This is a genomic window from Streptomyces sp. NPDC055506 (genome assembly GCF_053643595.1).
This window is the reverse complement of sequence record NZ_JBSHKH010000157.1, coordinates 1-17,630: the sequence shown is the minus strand read 5'-3', so window position 1 is coordinate 17,630 and position 17,630 is coordinate 1. Positions and strand designations below refer to the sequence as shown.

Annotated in this window: 15 protein-coding genes; 4 read left to right on the top strand and 11 right to left on the bottom strand. The window is 69.0% G+C overall.

Going from position 1 to position 17,630, the window contains the following annotated elements:
* Nucleotides 1-30 precede the first annotated feature (30 nt).
* On the bottom strand, nt 31-1,305 hold the full coding sequence (locus tag ACWIF2_RS36075; RefSeq protein ID WP_454365297.1) for a helix-turn-helix domain-containing protein: 1,275 nt from the start codon (nt 1,303-1,305) through the stop codon (nt 31-33).
* A gap of 377 nt (nt 1,306-1,682) precedes the next feature.
* Nucleotides 1,683-2,015, bottom strand: a complete 333-nt coding sequence (locus tag ACWIF2_RS36070) for a hypothetical protein (RefSeq protein ID WP_454365295.1) — start codon at nt 2,013-2,015, stop codon at nt 1,683-1,685.
* Between the two features lie 305 nt (nt 2,016-2,320).
* Between ACWIF2_RS36070 and ACWIF2_RS36065 the strand changes: the two genes are divergently transcribed.
* Both ACWIF2_RS36065 and ACWIF2_RS36060 read left to right on the top strand, forming a co-directional pair.
* On the top strand, nt 2,321-2,848 hold the full coding sequence (locus ACWIF2_RS36065; protein WP_454365293.1) for a universal stress protein: 528 nt from the start codon (nt 2,321-2,323) through the stop codon (nt 2,846-2,848).
* A gap of 116 nt (nt 2,849-2,964) precedes the next feature.
* A complete protein-coding gene (locus tag ACWIF2_RS36060; RefSeq protein ID WP_454365291.1) occupies nt 2,965-3,525 on the top strand; it encodes a GPR1/FUN34/YaaH family transporter in 561 nt (186 codons plus the stop codon).
* Nucleotides 3,526-3,682: 157 nt separating this feature from the next.
* Here ACWIF2_RS36060 and glmS read toward each other — a convergent pair whose 3' ends face one another.
* Both glmS and ACWIF2_RS36050 read right to left on the bottom strand, forming a co-directional pair.
* Nucleotides 3,683-5,500, bottom strand: coding sequence for a glutamine--fructose-6-phosphate transaminase (isomerizing) (glmS, locus tag ACWIF2_RS36055; protein WP_454365290.1), 1,818 nt, complete (start codon nt 5,498-5,500; stop codon nt 3,683-3,685).
* Between the two features lie 12 nt (nt 5,501-5,512).
* Nucleotides 5,513-5,770 carry a hypothetical protein gene (locus ACWIF2_RS36050; protein ID WP_399028973.1) on the bottom strand — a complete coding sequence of 86 codons (258 nt, stop codon included), beginning with the start codon at nt 5,768-5,770 and terminating at the stop codon, nt 5,513-5,515.
* A 165-nt stretch (nt 5,771-5,935) separates the two neighbouring features.
* Between ACWIF2_RS36050 and ACWIF2_RS36045 the strand changes: the two genes are divergently transcribed.
* Nucleotides 5,936-7,501 (top strand): fibronectin type III domain-containing protein, encoded by a 1,566-nt coding sequence (locus ACWIF2_RS36045; protein WP_454365288.1) that lies wholly within the window; start codon nt 5,936-5,938, stop codon nt 7,499-7,501.
* Between the two features lie 36 nt (nt 7,502-7,537).
* Here the strand turns inward: ACWIF2_RS36045 and ACWIF2_RS36040 are convergent, their stop codons facing one another.
* Nucleotides 7,538-8,419: a DUF4429 domain-containing protein gene (locus tag ACWIF2_RS36040; protein ID WP_454365286.1), complete on the bottom strand. Its 882-nt coding sequence runs from the start codon at nt 8,417-8,419 to the stop codon at nt 7,538-7,540.
* Nucleotides 8,420-8,541: 122 nt separating this feature from the next.
* Here ACWIF2_RS36040 and ACWIF2_RS36035 point away from each other — a divergent pair, with 122 nt between their 5' ends.
* Nucleotides 8,542-10,077 (top strand): beta-N-acetylhexosaminidase, encoded by a 1,536-nt coding sequence (locus tag ACWIF2_RS36035; RefSeq protein ID WP_454365299.1) that lies wholly within the window; start codon nt 8,542-8,544, stop codon nt 10,075-10,077.
* A 132-nt stretch (nt 10,078-10,209) separates the two neighbouring features.
* On the opposite strand, the gene ACWIF2_RS36030 is transcribed toward ACWIF2_RS36035, so the two are convergent.
* The 6 genes from ACWIF2_RS36030 to ACWIF2_RS36005 form a co-directional block, all read right to left on the bottom strand.
* On the bottom strand, nt 10,210-11,979 hold the full coding sequence (locus tag ACWIF2_RS36030) for an IucA/IucC family protein (protein ID WP_454365285.1): 1,770 nt from the start codon (nt 11,977-11,979) through the stop codon (nt 10,210-10,212).
* Nucleotides 11,976-12,527 carry a GNAT family N-acetyltransferase gene (locus ACWIF2_RS36025; protein WP_454365283.1) on the bottom strand — a complete coding sequence of 184 codons (552 nt, stop codon included), beginning with the start codon at nt 12,525-12,527 and terminating at the stop codon, nt 11,976-11,978. The genes ACWIF2_RS36030 and ACWIF2_RS36025 overlap by 4 nt, the downstream gene beginning before the upstream one ends.
* Nucleotides 12,524-13,801 (bottom strand): lysine N(6)-hydroxylase/L-ornithine N(5)-oxygenase family protein, encoded by a 1,278-nt coding sequence (locus ACWIF2_RS36020; RefSeq protein ID WP_454365281.1) that lies wholly within the window; start codon nt 13,799-13,801, stop codon nt 12,524-12,526. The genes ACWIF2_RS36025 and ACWIF2_RS36020 overlap by 4 nt, the downstream gene beginning before the upstream one ends.
* Nucleotides 13,785-15,227 carry a lysine decarboxylase DesA gene (gene desA / locus ACWIF2_RS36015; protein WP_454365279.1) on the bottom strand — a complete coding sequence of 481 codons (1,443 nt, stop codon included), beginning with the start codon at nt 15,225-15,227 and terminating at the stop codon, nt 13,785-13,787. The genes ACWIF2_RS36020 and desA overlap by 17 nt, the downstream gene beginning before the upstream one ends.
* Before the next feature lie 150 nt (nt 15,228-15,377).
* On the bottom strand, nt 15,378-16,256 hold the full coding sequence (locus ACWIF2_RS36010) for a siderophore-interacting protein (protein WP_454365277.1): 879 nt from the start codon (nt 16,254-16,256) through the stop codon (nt 15,378-15,380).
* A 124-nt stretch (nt 16,257-16,380) separates the two neighbouring features.
* Entirely contained in the window at nt 16,381-17,421 is a 1,041-nt protein-coding gene (locus ACWIF2_RS36005; RefSeq protein ID WP_454365276.1) for an ABC transporter substrate-binding protein, read from the bottom strand.
* Between the last annotated feature and the right edge of the window lie 209 nt (nt 17,422-17,630).

The window sequence follows — 17,630 nt, the reverse complement described above, 5'->3', positions numbered from 1 at the left end:
GTCTTCCTCCCCGCGGGCCCGGTCACCGGCTCATGTCGCCCTGCGCTGTCCCGGCAGACTCGCCCGGGCCGATATGTAGGCCTCCCGCCCGTTGTCGGACGCGGCCGACGCCGACAGGGCTTGGGGCGCCCCGACCGCGCTCGCCGCCGCCGTACGGCGGGACTGGAGCGGGACCGGGTGCTCCGGGTGCAGTGCGGCGGGCGCCTGGCTGGGATGCCCCGGATGGCCCGGCATGCCGCCCCCGGGACCGCCCGGTCCGCCGTCGACGTCCTGGGGCCGCTCGGCCTGCGGACGACGGGCGCGGTACGCCGCCCGGTACGCGGCCGGGGACGAGCCCAGCTGGCGGCGGAAGTGCCCGCGCAGGGCGACCGGCGACCGGAAGCCGCAGCGTCCCGCCACCTCGTCCACCGAGTAGTCCGACGTCTCCAGCAGGCGCTGCGCCTGGAGCACCCGCTGTGTGATCAGCCACTGCAGCGGGGCGCTCCCGGTCAGCGAGCGGAAGCGGCGGTCGAACGTACGCCGGCTCATGTACGCGCGTGCCGCCAGTGTCTCCACGTCGAACTGTTCGTGGAGGTGCTCCAGCGCCCAGGCGACGACCTCCGCGAGGGGGTCGGCGCCGATCTCCTCCGGTAAAGACCTGTCGAGGTAGCGCTCCTGGCCGCCCGACCGGCGCGGCGGGACCACCAGGCGGCGGGCCAGCGCGCCGGCCGCCTCGTTGCCGTGGTCCGTCCGCACGATGTGGAGACAGAGATCGATTCCGGCCGCGGTGCCCGCCGACGTCAGCACGTCCCCGTCGTCGACGAACAGCTCGCGCGGATCGACATGCACCGACGGATAGCGCTTCGCCAGCGTCGGCGCGTACATCCAGTGTGTCGTCGCGGGCCGGCCGTCCAGCAGGCCCGCCGCCGCGAGGACGAAGGCGCCGGTGCACAGCCCGACGATGCGGGCGCCCTCCTCGTGGGCGCGGCGCAGCGCGTCGAGCGCCTCGTCCGGTGGCGGAGAAGTGATCGAACGCCAGGCCGGTACGACGACCGTGCCCGCCCGTGAGATCGCTTCCAGGCCATGCGGTGCGCTGAGTTCGAGGCCCCCTGTGGTCCGCAGCGGGCCGTCCTCACCGCCGCACACCAGCAGTCGGTAGCGCGGCACGCCGGCGTCCTGGCGGTCGATCCCGAACACCGACAGTGGTATGGAACTCTCGAAGATGGGGCCGCCGCTGAACAGCAGCACCGCGACGATCTCCTTGCGGCGTCGCCCGGAAAGCTTCCGGACGCCGGCTTCCGGCGCGGCAGTGGAGTCGTGGCTCATACTGCTAAGCCCCCCTCGGTGGTCGCGGCTCCTCGGTTGTGTCGCTCCTGCACGTTTCCCCTCGGTCCTGCACGAGTCCCCCGCCGTAGACAGTCAAGATCGAATCTACTGTGTCCCGTCGTGCCGAGGTGGCCGGTTCGGCACTCGGCACATTGTCGACTTGGCAACTTGGCGTGAAGCATTCGATCACGAAGCGTTGCACTCGTGGGGCGTGCAGGGAAGTGCGCCTTGTCGCAGTGGCCAATCCGCGTAGGGTGCGCAGGCCCCCGGAGGCCCTTTCCGTGCAGGTCGAACGGGGGTTGGGGGGTGCTTCGGCAGGGTGATGCACAGGTGCGAGAAGTTGGCTGAAAACCAACGTGCACGTGCACTGAAACCGGTCAGTCGACCGGTGTATCTCCTCCAGTGTGCCGTCCGCCCCGGTGCGACCCCGTTCCGGTGCGGTGGTGCCGCCCCCGGTGGGGTGCCCGGTCCTCGGCCGCCAGCCGGGCCGCGCCGCGCTCCGACTGGCGCAGCAGCACCCGGCAGGCGCCCGTGACGGCGGCGAGCCCGAGGGCCGTGCCGGCGGCACCGGCCAGGGAGCTGCCGTAGCCCAGGAGCACGACCGGGACGAGCAGGCAGCTGAAGGCCGCCCAGCGAACCACATCCGTCGCGGTGTCCCGCGGCGGCGGGGCCGCGCGGTCCGCCTCGGCGGCGATGCTGGGTCCGGACATGGGCGCTCCCTGTGGCGTGGCTCACGGAGATCAACGCGTGGCAGGGACGTCGGTCACTGGGAGAGCGGATCACTCCCACGGGTAAGTGAATCCTGTGCAAACCGCCTGTACAGCGCAGCAACCATTGCGTTACGGGCGTCGCCTCGTGCATGCTCCCTGGAACCCGCACGCACGGTGAGCGGGTTCTGGGCTAAGGAGGCGTGCCGCCGTACCCTTGGGGGTATGGGGTTGGGAAGACCATTCCCGGACACAGCTCCGCCGCACACTGTTGTCCCCCATATAAGGATCACAACGCCGAGACAGCCATGGCCGGTCACGAATTCTTCGAACCAGCGGACCGCAAGCGGCCCGTCGCCGATCCCACGGCGGCCGAGCCCCTGGCGGCGGAAGAGCCACGCCATTCCTGCGATCCCGCCTTCAAGCACGGCGTCGTCGTCGGATTCGACGGCTCCACGTCCAGTGAGCGCGCCCTGGCCTACGCGATCGGGATGGCCCATCGCTCCGGGTCGGGCCTGATCATCGTCCATGTCGCCAACCGGCTGCCGACCACGGTGTGGGCCGGCTGTGAGCCGCCCGTCTTCGTGGACGTGCCGGACCACCGGACCGAGGTGCTCGGCCTGGAGCTGGCGTGTGCGGAGTATCTCGCCGAGGTGCCCTGGATCCTCGTGGAGCGCGGCGGGGACATCTGCCACGAACTCGAAGAGGTCGGGCGGGAGTACGAGGCCGACGCGATCGTCGTCGGGTCGAGCCACGGCATCGTGGGGCGTATCTTCGGCTCGGTCGCGGGGCGGCTCGCCAAGCGGGCGCAGCGGCCCGTCGTCGTCATTCCCTGACACTCGACTCCCTTTGTGCAACGCGTGTATCGACTTGTGCGCGGAAGGTGTTTGTGCCCTTGTGAAGGGCATATACGGGTCACCGCACAACCGCACATGCACGAAGGGAGCCCGCCGTGGACAAAGACGTCTCCGCGGGAAACGGAATCACGACCGTGGCCGGTCGACTCGCCCTCGGAATCACCCTGTTGGCCTTCGGGCTGGGGCACACCGCAGTGATCGACGGTGTGTCAGCCACTGACGCCGCGTCAATCGCCCAGTATGTGGGCGGCATCGCCCTGTTCGTCGCCGGGCTCATGGCCCTCCGTGAGGGGGACTCCGCCGGTGGTACGGCGTTCTCGGTGCTCGGCGCGCTGTGGTTCACGTGGGCCGTGACGGACGGCGCCGCCGGTAACGAGGCCGGGCTGTTCCTGCTGTTGTTCGCCCTCGTGGCGCTGTCACTGACGCTCGCGGGTGGTGACCAGTTGGGTCAGGGGACGTACGGGCTGTTCTTCGTCGCCCTGTTGCTCATGGCGATCGCCGAGTTCGCGGGTAACGACGGGCTCGTGAAGGTGGGTGGCTGGTTCGCCGTTGCCGCGGGGGCGGTGGCTTGGTACGCGGCGACTGCGGCCCTGGCGCACTGGCCTACGGCTCTTCCGCGGCGGGCTGCCGGCCGGGGCGTGACGGCCACCGGCTGAAATGGCAGCCGACGCCGGGGTATTGGGCGGCCCCGGCGTGTGAAAACGGACCCCCTGTGCGTGGTGGCAGCACGTGGGGGTCCGTCCTCTTGTTTGGCCTGTGCGGGGTGTGTTGTGGTTGCTCGCGCAGTTCCCCGCGCCCCTAAAAGAGGGTCACTTACTCAACCGTCACCGACTTGGCCAGGTTGCGCGGCTTGTCGATGTCCCGCCCGAGGGCCAAGGCCGTGTGGTACGCCAGGAGTTGGAGGGGGATGCCCATCAGGATCGGGTCGAGTTCGTCCTCGTTCTTCGGGACGACGATGGTTTCGTCGGCCTTCTCCTGGTGCTGGTGGGCGACCGCGAGGATCCTGCCGCTGCGGGCCTTGATCTCCTCCAGGGCCGCGCGGTTCTTCTCCAGCAGGTCGTCGTCGGGGACGATCGCGACCGTGGGGAGGGCCGGCTCGATCAGGGCCAGCGGGCCGTGCTTGAGCTCGGAGGCGGGGTAGGCCTCGGCGTGGATGTAGGAGACCTCCTTGAGCTTCAGGGAGGCCTCACGGGCCACGGGGTAGCCCCGGACGCGGCCGATGAAGAGCATCGAGCGGGCCTCGGCGAACTGCAGGGCCAGCTTCTTGACGTCCTCCTCGTGCTCCATGATCTCGGCGATCTGGGCGGGCAGCTTCCGCAGGCCCGCGATGATCCGCTTGCCGTCGCGGACCGAGAGGTCACGGGTGCGGCCCAGGTGGAGGGCGAGCAGGGCGAAGGCGACCGTGGTGTTGGTGAAGCACTTGGTGGAGACCACGCAGACCTCCGGCCCGGCGTGGACGTAGATGCCGCCGTCGGCCTCGCGGGCGATCGCCGAGCCGACCACGTTCACCACGCCCAGGACCCGTGCGCCCTTGCGCTTGAGCTCCTGCACTGCGGCGAGGACGTCGTAGGTCTCGCCGGACTGGGAGACCGCGACGTAGAGGGTGTCGGGGTCGACGACCGCGTTGCGGTAGCGGAACTCGGAGGCGGGCTCGGCGTCGGCGGGGATGCGGGCCAGTTCCTCGATCATCTGGGCGCCGATCTGGCCCGCGTGGTACGAGGTGCCACAGCCGAGGATCTTCACACGGCGGATCCGGCGGGCCTCGCGGGCGTCCAGGTTGAGACCGCCCAGGTGCACGGTGGAGAAGCGGTCGTCGATGCGGCCGCGCAGCACGCGGTCCACGGCGTCGGCCTGCTCGTGGATCTCCTTGTGCATGTAGGTGTCGTGGCCGCCCATGTCGTACGACGCCGCCTCCCACTCCACGGTGGTGGGCTCGGCCGTGGTGCGGGTGCCCTCGGTGGTGTAGGTGCGGAAGTCGTCGGCCTTGAGGGTGGCCATCTCGCCGTCGTCCAGGGTGACGATCTGGCGGGTGTGGGCGACCAGCGCGGCGATGTCCGAGGCGACGAACATCTCCTTCTCGCCGATGCCGAGGACGACGGGGGAGCCGTTGCGGGCGACGACGATCCGGTCGGGGAAGTCGGCGTGCATGACGGCGATGCCGTACGTGCCCTCGATGAGCCGGAGGGTCTCGCGGACCTTGTCCTCCAGCTTGGTGGCCTGGGAGCGGGCGATGAGGTGGGTCAGCACCTCGGTGTCGGTCTCGGAGAGGAACTCGACGCCGTCCGCCTCCAGCTTGCGGCGCAGGTCGGAGGCGTTGTCGATGATGCCGTTGTGGACGACGGCGACCTTGCCCTCGGCGTCCAGGTGCGGGTGGGCGTTGACGTCGGACGGGGCGCCGTGGGTGGCCCAGCGGGTGTGGGCTATGCCGGTCGTGCCCTTGAAGCGGGCCGGGACCTTGGCCTCCAGGTCGCGCACGCGGCCCTTGGCCTTGACCATCTTCAGGCCGGACGTCTTCGGGGACGTGACGACGATGCCCGCGGAGTCGTAGCCGCGGTACTCCAGGCGCTGGAGGCCCTCCAGCAGGAGGGGAGCGACGTCACGCTTGCCGATGTAACCGACGATTCCGCACATGTATACGTATTCCTAGCCGTAGACGATGCGTCGCAGCTGCCGGAGCGAGAGTTCCGGCGGTGCCACCACGCGATATTTCAGATCCGCCTCGATCCGCTCGAAGATCGCCGTGTTCACCAGGCCCTGGGCCTGGAGCTCACGGTGGCGGCGACGGACGTACTCCTCGGTCGTCTCGTCGAAGTACGCGAGCACGTCCTGGATCACACGCAGCGCCTCGCCCCGGCTGAGGGGGCTGGACCGCGTCAGATGATCAACGAGTTCGTCGTGCACTCGCTAGATCCTGAGGCACCGGCGGTACTTTCGCAAGAAATCTGCCCGGTTTCGGGCAGGTGAGTGTTGGAACACTTATGGGACGTCCATGGGAATGTGATGGGTGATTGTTCCCCGGGCGGATGTGTAGGGCGAGCAGTTTGTGGCGCCATGGACATTCCTCGTATGGGCGTACCCGAGCGGCTCGCCGAGCGCATGAGCATGGCTGAGCAGCACGAGTACCTGCGCGCCAGATTTTCCCGGCGCACGATGATCAGAGGCGGTGCCGTCACGCTCGGCGCCGTCGCGGGTGGCGCCTTCGTGCCGGGTGCCACCGCCCAGGCGGCCGTACCGACCGCCCGCACCGCTCCCGCGACCGAGGCCGTCGACGGTGCCTTCGTCGCCCCCTTCGGCCGCCACCTCGCCTACGGCGCCGACCCGCGCACCGAGATGACCGTCTCCTGGCAGGTCCCGGTCGCCGTCAAGAAGCCGTTCATCCGCATCGGCGCCCACCCCACGGACCTCTCCCGGAAGATCGACGCCGAGGTCCGCACCCTCTTCACACCCGCCGGTGTCGGCGCCAGCGGCAACCACACCCAGTACTACGTGCACGCCGAGCTGACGCATCTGCGCCCGGGCCGGACGTACTACTACGGCGTCGGCCACCAGGGCTTCGACCCGGCCGAGCCGCACCTGCTGGGCACCCTCGGCACCTTCACCACCGCCCCCGCGCACAAGGCGCCGTTCACCTTCACGGCCTTCGGCGACGAGGGCGTCAGCTACCACGGCCTCGCCAACAACAGCCTGCTGCTCGGCCAGAACCCGGCCTTCCACCTGCACGCCGGCGACATCGCCTACGCCGACCCGTCCGGCTCGGGCCAGGCCTCCGACACCGGCTTCGACTCGCGGATCTGGGACCAGTTCCTCGCCCAGACCGAGTCCGTCGCCAAGTCCGTCCCATGGATGCCCGCCTACGGCAACCACGACATGGAGGCCTGGTACTCGCCGGGCGGCTATGGCGGCGAGGAGGCCCGCTGGAACCTGCCGGGCAACGGCCCCGACAAGAAGAACCTGCCGGGCGTCTACACCTTCGTCTACGCCAACACGGCGGTCATCTCGCTCGACGCCAACGACATCTCCTTCGAGATCCCGGCCAACCTCGGCATCTCGGGCGGCACCCAGACCAAGTGGCTGGAAGCCCAGCTGAAGAAGTACCGGGCGTCGAAGGACGTCGACTTCATCGTGATCTTCTTCCACCACTGCGCCTACTGCACCTCCACCTCGCACGCCTCGGAGGGGGGTGTGCGCCAGGAGTGGGTGCCGCTGTTCGAGAAGTACACGGTGGACCTGGTCATCAACGGCCACAATCACCAGTACGAGCGCACCGACGTCATCAAGGGGAACAAGGTCGCCAAGAAGCTGCCGATCGGCGGCACGGCCTACCCCGAGACCGACGGCGTCGTGTACGTGACGGCCGGTGCGGCGGGCCGCAGCCTCTACGCCTTCAGCGCCCCGCTGTCCTACGAGGGCAACGAGCACAACGTGGACTCCGTGGCCTCGTTCGTCAACGTCAAGGGCGGCAAGCAGAACGAGACCGTCGCCTGGTCCCGGGTGCGCTACCTCGACTACTCCTTCCTGCGCGTGGACGTCACCCCCGCGCCGAAGGGGCGGACGGCCACGCTGACGGTGCGCGGAATCGCCGAGAGCGGTGAGCAGGTGGACCACTTCACGGTGGCGCGCCGGGCGAAGTAGCGCGCCCCGGGGAGGTGTTCCGGCCTGCCCGGGGTGTCACATCCGCTTGAGGATCGCCTGCTTGGCGAGCGCGAACTCGTCGTCCGTCAGTACGCCGGTGCGGTGCAGTTCGCCGAGCTCGCGCAGGCGGCGCAGGAGGGCGTCGTGGTCGTCCTCCGCGGGCGCGACCGGGAGAGAAGGCGTTTCCGGTCGCTCGTCCGGTACGTCGGCGGTGGTTCCGGCCGGGTGTGGAAGCCTGGCCTGGACCGCCGCCGCGACCAGTGCCATCAGCGGGTCCTTCTTGAAGCCCCACAGCTCCACGGAGTTGGGGTCGTACTTGGGCGGGGCCTTGGTGGGCGCGTTCCGCACGGTGAAGCGGACGTAGCCGTTCTCCAGGCCGGCCGCCGGCTGCCACTCCACGCCCGTGATGTCGCCGAGCGAGAGCGTGCGGGCGCCGGCTGCGGCCTTGGCGTCCTCCGTCTTCCAGTTCCACTCCAGGCGTATGCGCTCGCCGTCGAAACTCGCGGTGCCGTCCCCGGCGGAGACCGAGAGCGGCACGGCGGGCCCGGGCAGCAGGTACGCGGTCACCGGGTCGGCCGGCACCTGGTCCAGGAGCAGCGCGCTCCGCACCTCCTCAGTGAAGTACTCGGCCACCCCGTAGCGGTCCGACTCGACGAGCAGCTGGTACGGGTCATGGGGCTCGGTCAGCCGCCCGCCGGTCGCGTGCAGCAGGGGATCGGCGCCGTCGCGCAGGCGCAGCCGCAGACGCCCGCCCTTCTTGCCCTGCTCGAACGAGATTCCCGCCAACGCCCCGAGCGGGACGACCAGTTCACCCAGCTCCCTGCGCAGCAGGCTGACGTTCTTGTCCCGTCCGGGAGTCAGTCGCAGGGCGTCGCTGTCGAAGGCCCATGTGCCGTCCTTCTGGATGATTTCCGCCATGGGGTGGATTGTTCCACCAGTCTCACGAGAGAGTGGTCCAGACCTCTTAGGGCTCAATGGCTCGATGAAGGGACGGTTCAGTGAGAACGCTTCGCCTTCTCGGTTCCCTGCTGCTCGTCGCGATGGGCGTCTCCGTCACCGGAGCCGCCCCCGCGCCGGCGGCCTCGCCCACCCCGCTCGACCGTGTGATCCCCGCGCCCGCCTCGGTCACCCCGAGCGGGTCCGTCTACCGGATCACGCGCGGTACGCACATCCGCGTCGACGGCTCGCGCGAGAGTCGACGCGTCGGCGAGTACCTCGCGGAGATCCTCCGCCCCTCCACCGGATACCGGCTCCCGGTCAGCACACAGGGATCCGGGGGTATCCGACTGCGGCTTGTCAAAGGGTCCTTCGGTAGTGAGGGTTACCGCCTCGACAGCGGCAGCAAGGGCGTCACCATCACCGCGGCGAAGCCCGCCGGGCTCTTCCACGGCGTGCAGACCCTGCGCCAGCTGCTCCCGGCGGCCGTCGAGAAGGACTCCGTCCAGCCCGGCCCCTGGCTGGTCGCGGGCGGCACCGTCACGGACACCCCGCGCTACGGCTGGCGCGGCGCCATGCTCGATGTCTCCCGGCACTTCTTCACCGTCGACCAGGTCAAGCGCTACATCGACCAGTTGGCCCTCTACAAGATCAACAAGCTGCACCTGCACCTCAGCGACGACCAGGGCTGGCGCATCGCCATCGACTCCTGGCCGCGGCTGGCCGCCTACGGCGGTTCGACGGAGGTCGGTGGCGGCCCCGGCGGCTTCTACACCAAGGCCGACTACAAGGAGATCGTGCGGTACGCCTCCTCCCGCTACCTGGAGGTCGTTCCCGAGATAGACATGCCCGGCCACACCAACGCGGCGCTCGCCTCCTACGCCGAGCTGAACTGCGACGGTGTCGCTCCGCCGCTCTACACCGGGACCGAGGTCGGGTTCAGTTCGCTGTGCGTCGGCAAGGAGATCACGTACGACTTCGTGGACGACGTCGTACGGGAACTCGCGGCGCTGACTCCGGGCAAGTACCTCCACATCGGGGGTGACGAGGCGCACTCCACGAGTCATGAGGACTATGTCGCGTTCATGGACCGGGTGCAGCCGGTTGTCGCGAAGTACGGCAAGACGGTCGTCGGGTGGCACCAGTTGACCGGGGCGAGCCCGGCGAAGGGGGCTCTCGCGCAGTACTGGGGGCTCGACAGTACGAGTGCGGAGGAGAAGGCGCGGGTGGCGAAGGCCGCGCAGAGCGGTACGGGGCTGATTCTTTCGCCGGCGGACCGGGTGTATCTCGACATGAAGTACACGAAGGACACGCCGCTGGGGCTGTCCTGGGCGGGGTATGTCGAGGTGCGGCGGTCCTACGACTGGGATCCCGGGGCGTATTTGCCGGGGGTGCCGGGTGAGGCCGTGCGGGGTGTCGAGGCGCCCATGTGGTCGGAGACGCTGTCGAATTCCGAGCACATCGAGTTCATGGCGTTTCCTCGGTTGCCCGGCGTTGCCGAGTTGGGGTGGTCTTCGGCGGCTTCGCATGACTGGTCGCGGTACAAGGTGCGGCTTGCTGCGCAGGCTGAGCGGTGGGATGCGCTGGGGATTGAGTGGTATCGGTCGCCGCAGGTGCCGTGGAGGGCCGCCGGGTTGTGATTCGTCCGCGCGGCGGTGGGGGCTGGTCGCGCAGTTCCCCGCGCCCCTAAAAGATGCGCAGTTCCCCGCGCCCCTAAGTAAGACGGGCACCCCCGGAGGACCGTACTCCGGGGGTGCCCGTCTGCTTGGGGGTCAGAACTCGGCGATCGGGTTCTGGAGGGTGCCGATCAGTTGGAGGGCGCCGGACGGGTCCGAGAGGTCCACCATCTGTTCGTTGTTGCGGAGTTGGAGGCGGTTGAGGCAGGAGAGGGAGAACTCGGGGGCGAACATGTCGTACTGCTTGAACTTGTCGGCGAGTTCGGGCATCGACTCCTGGTAGGCGCGGGTGGCCTCGGCGACCGTGCGCCAGAAGTCGTCCTCCTCCAGGATTCCCTCGGTGGCGAGGTTCGCCGCGAGGAAGCGGAAGAAGCAGTCGAAGACGTCCGTGAAGATCGACAGGAGTTTCTTGTCCTCCGGGACCTCGACGCGCAGCCGCTCGACCGTCGGCGGCAGTACCGCGTCGGGGTCCATGACGGCGATCTCCTCGGCGATGTCCTTGTAGATCGCGCGCTGCACGACCCCGTCCTTCAGCACGAGGATGACGTTCTCGCCGTGCGGCATGAAGACCAGGTCGTAGGCGTAGAAGCTGTGGAGGAGCGGAGTGAAGTAGGCCTTGAGGTAGTGGCGCAGCCAGTCGGTCGGGGCGAGGCCCGACTGCTCGATGAGCGCCGCCGCGACCGAGGCACCCTCGTGGTCGACGTGGACCAGGGACGCCATCGTGGCCAGGGACTCGCCCTCCTGGAGGGACGGCACCGGGCTCTCCCGCCACAGCGCGGCGAGCATCTTGCGGTACGGCGAGTAGCGGTCGGTCGCCTGCTCGTACTCCAGGTGCCGGTAGCCGACCGCCGCGCGCTCCTTGATGATCGACAGGCCGGTGGACTTCAGCACCGGGTCGCCCTCGATGAGCTGGGCCAGCCAGTCGTTGATCGCCGGGGTGGCCTCCATGTAGGCGGCCGACAGACCGCGCATGAAGCCCATGTTGATGACCGACAGCGCGGTCTTGACGTAGTGCTTCTGAGGGCTCGTCCTGTTGAAGAAGGTCCGGATGGACTGCTGGGCCAGGTACTCGTCGCCGCCCTCGCCCAGGCACACCAGGTGCCCGCGGGCGACCTCGGCGGCGAAGGTGACGGTGAGCTTGTTCCACCATTGCCAGGGGTGGACCGGGATGAGGAGGTAGTCCTCGGGGTCCTTGCCCTGGTCGCGCAGGGTGTCGTGGAAGCGCTCGACGGTCTCCTCGCCGAGCTCCTCGCGCAGGAACGTCTCGTACTCGATGCCGACACCGGCGGTGAACGCCGCCCGTGAGCGGTGGGCCGCGAGCCACACGAGCCGGACCGGGCTCGCCGTCTCCGGCGCGTACGACAGGTACTCGTGGATGCCGAAGCCGAGCCGCCCGTTGTTGGCGACGAAGCAGGGGTGGCCCTCGGTCATGCCGGTCTCGATGGCCTGGAAGTCGCCGCGCGCCAGCTCGGACGCGGTGATTTTCGGCTTGGTGAGCTTGTAGCAGGTGCCGGAGAGGGTGGAGGAGATCTCCTCCAGGTAGACCGGCAGGATCTGCTCGCTCAGGCCGAGGGTGTCCTTCAGCTCGATGAAGAAGTCCAGGGCCGCGAGCGGGAGCTCGGCGCCGTCCCGGTGCCGGGTGATCGAGCCGGCGTCCACCTGCCAGTGGTCCAGGGCCCGGCGGTCGGCGGTGAAGGCGTACCGGGTGAGGCCGTCGTCGCTGCGGACGACGTAGCGCTCCCCGTCCTTCTCGGGCGAGAGCAGCCGTTCGTGCGCGAACTCGGCGAGGGCTTTGCGGATCAGCAGGCGGTTGGCCTGGTCCCAGCGCTCGGGGGACAGGTGCGCCACGGCGTCGGACAGGGTCATATCGCCACTCCTCGTGCGGCCAGGTACTGATCACGCGTGCAGAAACTCAGCAGCGCGCGCTTCTCCGGCTTGTCGATCTCGCGCTCGGGCACGAAGCCGACGGCCTCGTTGAGCGCGTGTACTGCCTTGTTGCTCACGTCGGGCTCCACCACGACCCGGCGGGTGCGCGGGTCGGCGAACAGCTCGTCCATCACGGCGGTGATGACGGCCCTGGTGAAGCCGTGGATCGGCCGGTCGGTCGGCGCGACCAGGAAGTGCATGCCGACATCGCCGGGCTCCGGGTCGTACAGGCCTTCCAGCTCGACGTACCGGGGGTCGTACGACTCCATCAGGAACGCCGGGCGGCCCTCGTGCAGACCGAGGTACGCGTGGTGGTACTCGTGCGCCGCGATACGCATGTACTCGCGCTCGACGTCCTGGAGTTTCGCGTCCTGCATCATCCAGTAGGACGCCTTGGGGTGCGTGACCCAGGAGTGCAGCAGCTCGGCGTCCTTCAGCGGGTCGAGCGGGCGGACGGTCAGGGTGCCGATGCCGGTCGTGGCGCTCATACCGCGAACTCCTGGAAGGCGATGGTCTTCTCGACCGGGTAGTACTCGCTGCCCAGCAGCTCCCGGATGATGTACGCGTTCCGGTACGGGCCCATGCCCAGGTCGGGGCTGGTGATGCTGTGCGTGTGGACGCCGGCGTTCTGCAGGAAGACGCCCCGGCCGGTGACGTCGACGGCGTAGTTGCGGGCGACGTCGAAGTTGCCCTGGGAGTCGTAGACCAGGCGGTCCTTGACGGGGGCGAGGAACTCCGGCTCTTCGTACTTGTAGCCGGTGGCCAGCACCAGGCCCTCGGAGTTCAGCTCGAAGTCCTTGCCCTGCTCCTCCTGGCGGAAGCCCAGTGTGTACGTGCCGTTCTCGTACGCCGCGCTGTTCAGCGAGGCGTTGGTGATCAGCCGGGTGGGGACCGGACCGCCGAGGTTCTTCTGGTAGAGCAGGTCGAAGATCTCGTTGATCAGATCGCCGTCGATGCCCTTGAACAGGCCCTTCTGCTCGGCCGTGAGGCGGTAGCGGGTCGCCTCCGGCAGCTCGCGGAAGTAGTCGACGTACTCCGGGGACGTCATCTCCAGCGTGAGCTTGGTGTACTCCAGCGGGAAGAAGCGCGGGGAGCGGGTGACCCAGTTCAGCCGGTAGCCGTGGACGTCGATCTCGCTGAGCAGGTCGTAGTAGATCTCGGCGGCCGACTGGCCGGAGCCGACCAGGGTGATCGAGTCCTTCTTCTGCAGCTCCGCCTTGTGGCTCAGATAGCGGGAGTTGTGCAGGAAGTCGCCGCCCAGGTCCTGGCAGGCCTCGGGGATGTAGGGCGGCGTGCCCGTGCCGAGGACGAGCCGGCGGGCGCGGTAGACGTCTCCGGCCTCGGTGTGCACGACGTAGAGGTCGTCCTCGTAGCGGACTTCCGTCACCGTCGTATTGAAGCGGATGCTGCTGAGCTTGTTCGCGGCCCAGCGGCAGTAGTCGTCGTACTCGACGCGCAGCGGGTAGAAGTTCTCGCGGATGTAGAACGAGTACAGCCGGCCCTTCTCCTTCAGGTAGTTCAGGAAGGAGTACGGGGACGTCGGGTCGGCGAGGGTGACCAGGTCCGACATGAACGGGGTCTGGAGGTGGGCGCCGTCGAGGAACATCCCCGCGTGCCACTCGAAGTCGGGCTTCGACTCCAGGAAGACGCCGTCGAGTGCGTCGATGGGTTCGGTGAGGCAGGCCAGTCCGAGGTTGAAGGGGCCGAGCCCGATGCCCACGAAGTCATGGGTTTTGGTGGGGTTTTCAGGACGCGCGGTCAAGGGACTCTCCCAGGTACTGCTCGGCATGGCCGGCGATCAGATCGAGGACGGCGGCGATGTCGGACGCCTGCGTCTCGGGGTTGAGCAGGGTGAACTTCAGGTAGTGGCGGCCGCCGACCTTGGTGCCCGCGACGATGGCGTCACCGGAGGCGAACAGGGCCTTGCGGGCGTAGAGGTTGGCGCGGTCGATCTCGGCGGGGTCGGTGACGGCCGCCGGGATGTAGCGGAAGACCAGGGTGGACAGGCGCGGCTCCACGACAACGTCGAAGCGCGGGTCGGCGGCCAGCAGCTTCCAGCCCTCCCGGGCCAGCTCGCACACCTCGTCGAAGAGCTGCCCGATGCCGTCGGCGCCCATGGTCCTGAGGGTCATCCACAGCTTGAGGGCGTCGAAGCGGCGGGTGGTCTGCAGGGACTTGTCCACCTGGTTGGGGATACGTTCCTGCACCATCCGGCGCGGGTTGAGGTACTCCGCGTGGTAGGTGGCGTGCCGGAGAGTGGCCGCGTCCCGCACGAGCACGGCGGAGGAACTCACCGGCTGGAAGAAGGACTTGTGGTAGTCGACGGTGACCGAGTCGGCGCGCTCGATGCCGTCGATGCGGTCCCGGTGCTTCACGGATGCGAGCAGACCGCAGCCGTAGGCGGCGTCGACGTGCATCCAGGTGCCGAACTGCTCGCAGAGCCCGGCGATCTCGGGCAGCGGGTCGATGGAGCCGAAGTCGGTGGTGCCGGCGGTGGCGACGACGGCCATGGGGACGAGGCCGGCCTCCTTGCAGCGCTCCAGTTCGCGGGCGAGGGCGACGGTCTGCATGCGCTTGTCGTGGTCGACGGGTATGGAGACCACGGCGTCCTGGCCGAGCCCGAGCAGCTTCGCGGACTTCTTCACGCTGAAGTGGCTCACCTCGGAGGCGAAGATACGCAGTTTGGCGAGGCTGTCGCTCTTGGCCTCTTCCCTCGCGAGCAGCAGCGCCTGGAGGTTGGACTGGGAGCCGCCGGAGGTGAACACGCCGTCGGCGGCGGGGCCGAGGCCGATGCGCTCGTTGGTCCAGTCGATCAGTTTCCGCTCGATGAGCGTGCCGCCGGCCGACTGGTCCCAGGTGTCCAGCGAGGAGTTCACGGCGGACAGGACCGCCTCGCCGAGCACGGCCGGGATGACGACCGGGCAGTTGAGGTGGGCGAGGTAGCGGGGGTGGTGGAAGTAGATCGCGTCCCGGAGGTAGACGTCCTCCAGTTCGTCCAGCACCGCGCTGGTGTCGTGCAGCGGCCGGTCGAGGTCGATCTCGTCGATGCGAGGGGAGAGGGCGTCGACGCTGACGCCGGTGAAGGGCCGGTCGGTGGCGGCGAGTTTGGCGGCCACCCGCTCGACTCCGTCGGTCACGGAGCGGCGATACTGCTCCGCGGTGGTGTCGTTGAGCAGGTGCGAGCGCATGTGGGGGTCCTCCGGTGGGGACAGTCCGGTTGCGGGACAGGGGTGGGCTGAGCCGCGGGTCTAACTTAGGTAAGCCTAACCTAAGTTGAATGGGGGGAGAGTTGGCTCTGCCGTGACTGTGGTCACGCGTGGGTCATCGATGGCCGACGGTCAGCCTTCGGCGCGGAGTTGCTCCTCGCTCACTCCGCGGCGCCAGTAGCCGACGAACGTCACCCGGCGGCGGTCGATCCCGCGCTCCCGCACGAAGTGCCTGCGCAACTGCTTCACGCAGCCGGACTCGCCGGCGATCCAGACGTACGGCCGCTCGGCGGGCGGGAGCTGGGCGTCGCGGAGGGTGTCGAGGACCATGGGCGAGCCCTCGACGGCCTTGGGGCCCCCGGGGCATTCCGGGCTCTCGTCCTTGACGAGCCAGGTGATCTCGGCGTCGGCCTCGGTCACCAGGTCCTGGATGTCCCCGGCGTGCGGGACCTCCAGCCAGACCCGGGCACGGGTGCCGGCCGGCAGCGCCTCGATGATGGCCGAGGCGGCCGGTACGGCGGTCTCGTCGCCCCAGACGACCACGAGGTCGGTGTCCTCGGGCGGCCGGAAGCGGATCGCCCGGTTGTCGGCGACGGCCGGGCCGAGCAGCAGGACCCGGTCCCCGGCGGCGGCCCGGTCGGCCCAGCGGGAGGCGGGACCGGCCTGGACCGAGGCGCCCGGCCCGATGCCGTGCAGGGCGAAGTCGATGTCGATCTCGTCCGGGTCGCGGCGCAGTGCGCGCAGGGTGTACGACCGCATCACGGCGCGTACGTCGTCCGGGAGTTCCCGCCAGCCCTGCCACCATCCGTCCCCGAGCTCGAGCGGTACGACCGGCTCGGGCTGCCCGGGATGCGGCAGGAACAGCGACAGCGACTGGTCACGCCCGTCGGAGTGGAAGGCGTGCAGATCGGGCCCACCGAAGGTGACACGAACCAGAGACGGACCGAGCCGCCTCGTCCGCACGACCTGAAGGGAAAAGAAACGGAAGGGGGCGGCTACGGCGGTCGTCATGGGGGCTCCTGAGTTGTCGTCAGGGGGTGGTGCGGCCTACCTCTTAGGGGCGCGGGGAACTGCGCGACAAGCCACATACGGCCCGCAGCCGCAGCCGTTGCGCAGCCCCCACGGCGCTGAACGCCTAGCCGACCTTCTTCGCGTTCTCGATGGCCTTCGCCAGGTTCTCCACCAACGGCACACACTTGTCGTACGACAGAATCGGCTCGGGCGACCGGGAGATGACCTGCCCGGCCTTGACCGCCGGCAGCTTCTTCCACGTCGCCTCGGAGATGTCCGCCGGCTGGATCGCCGAGGAGCGGTCGTCCATCATGATGACGTCCGCCGCGTACTTGTCGACGTTCTCCCAGCTCAGGCTCTCGAACCAGCCGCCCTCGTCCTTGGCCTTCTCCGGCGGCTCGACGAAGTTCACGCCGAGGGACTTGAAGTACTCCAGGTCGGCGGAGAGGTTGGTGCCGGAGACGTAGAAGAGCTCCTGGCTCGCGGAACCGGCCATCACCTTGATGTCGGGGTGCGCCTTGGCCGCCTTGCGCAGCCGCTCGGAGGCCTCCTCGAACCGCTTCTTGGCGTCGGTGGCCTTGGCGGACTTCACGTCGCCGCCGAGGGATTCGGCCAGCTCCCACATGCGCTGCAGCGGCTTGGTGAGCTGACGGTCGTAGACGGAGATGCCGACGCTCGGGGCAAGCTTGGCGATCTTGTCCTTCGAGGCCTCCGGGACGTACCAGAGGGTGCCGGCGTCGTCGAACATCGTGCTGATCAGCACGTCGGGGGCGAGGGCGGCGTACTTCTCGACGCTGAACTGGTCCCAGGTGTTGCCGAGGATGGTCACCTTGCTGATGTCCATGTCGCCGGCCTGGACGTCGGGCTTGCCGTCCTGGGTCTTGGTCGGGCCGAAGACGCCCTTGACGGAGACGCCGTAGTCGTGGAGGGCGGCGGCGACGCCGGTGAAGGCGACGATGTTCGCGGGGGTCTTCTTCAGCTGTACGTTCTTGCCGCGGTCGTCCTTGAAGGACCACGGGCCGGACTTGGCGCCCGCCGCCGCGTCCGAGTCGCCGTCCTTGGAGTCTCCGCTGCCGCAGGCGGTCACGAGGGCGCCGAGTCCGAGGGCGCCCCCGGCGGCGAGGATGCCGCGTCGGGAGAAGCGGGCGGTTCTGGCGTTCGACATGGCTGGGTCTGCTTTCGTGCGTACGGAGCCACTGCGGGCACGGCTGAGGGCCGCTTGGCTGGAATCAAGCTTAGGCTAGCCTAACCTCACGAGGTGTCCAGGGGCCCCTGGGGGCCTGTGCCGCTTGCGCGACGGGCGTGAAGATTATGTGCCGCGGGCGCGGCGGGTGACGGACATGCGAAGGGCCTGCGCCGTGCCCGGCGCAGGCC

Bases quoted from the DNA above. Each gene is read 5' to 3' on its own strand.
- ACWIF2_RS36040 (WP_454365286.1), bottom strand. From the start codon at position 8,419: ATGGCGGAAATCATCCAGAAGGACGGCACATGGGCCTTCGACAGCGAC.
- ACWIF2_RS36030 (WP_454365285.1), bottom strand. From the start codon at position 11,979: ATGACCCTGTCCGACGCCGTGGCGCACCTGTCCCCCGAGCGCTGGGAC.
- ACWIF2_RS36045 (WP_454365288.1), top strand. From the start codon at position 5,936: ATGGGCGTACCCGAGCGGCTCGCCGAGCGCATGAGCATGGCTGAGCAG.
- ACWIF2_RS36065 (WP_454365293.1), top strand. From the start codon at position 2,321: ATGGCCGGTCACGAATTCTTCGAACCAGCGGACCGCAAGCGGCCCGTC.
- glmS (WP_454365290.1), bottom strand. From the start codon at position 5,500: ATGTGCGGAATCGTCGGTTACATCGGCAAGCGTGACGTCGCTCCCCTC.
- ACWIF2_RS36035 (WP_454365299.1), top strand. From the start codon at position 8,542: ATGGGCGTCTCCGTCACCGGAGCCGCCCCCGCGCCGGCGGCCTCGCCC.
- ACWIF2_RS36005 (WP_454365276.1), bottom strand. From the start codon at position 17,421: ATGTCGAACGCCAGAACCGCCCGCTTCTCCCGACGCGGCATCCTCGCC.
- ACWIF2_RS36025 (WP_454365283.1), bottom strand. From the start codon at position 12,527: ATGAGCGCCACGACCGGCATCGGCACCCTGACCGTCCGCCCGCTCGAC.
- ACWIF2_RS36075 (WP_454365297.1), bottom strand. From the start codon at position 1,305: ATGAGCCACGACTCCACTGCCGCGCCGGAAGCCGGCGTCCGGAAGCTT.
- ACWIF2_RS36010 (WP_454365277.1), bottom strand. From the start codon at position 16,256: ATGACGACCGCCGTAGCCGCCCCCTTCCGTTTCTTTTCCCTTCAGGTC.
- desA (WP_454365279.1), bottom strand. From the start codon at position 15,227: ATGCGCTCGCACCTGCTCAACGACACCACCGCGGAGCAGTATCGCCGC.
- ACWIF2_RS36070 (WP_454365295.1), bottom strand. From the start codon at position 2,015: ATGTCCGGACCCAGCATCGCCGCCGAGGCGGACCGCGCGGCCCCGCCG.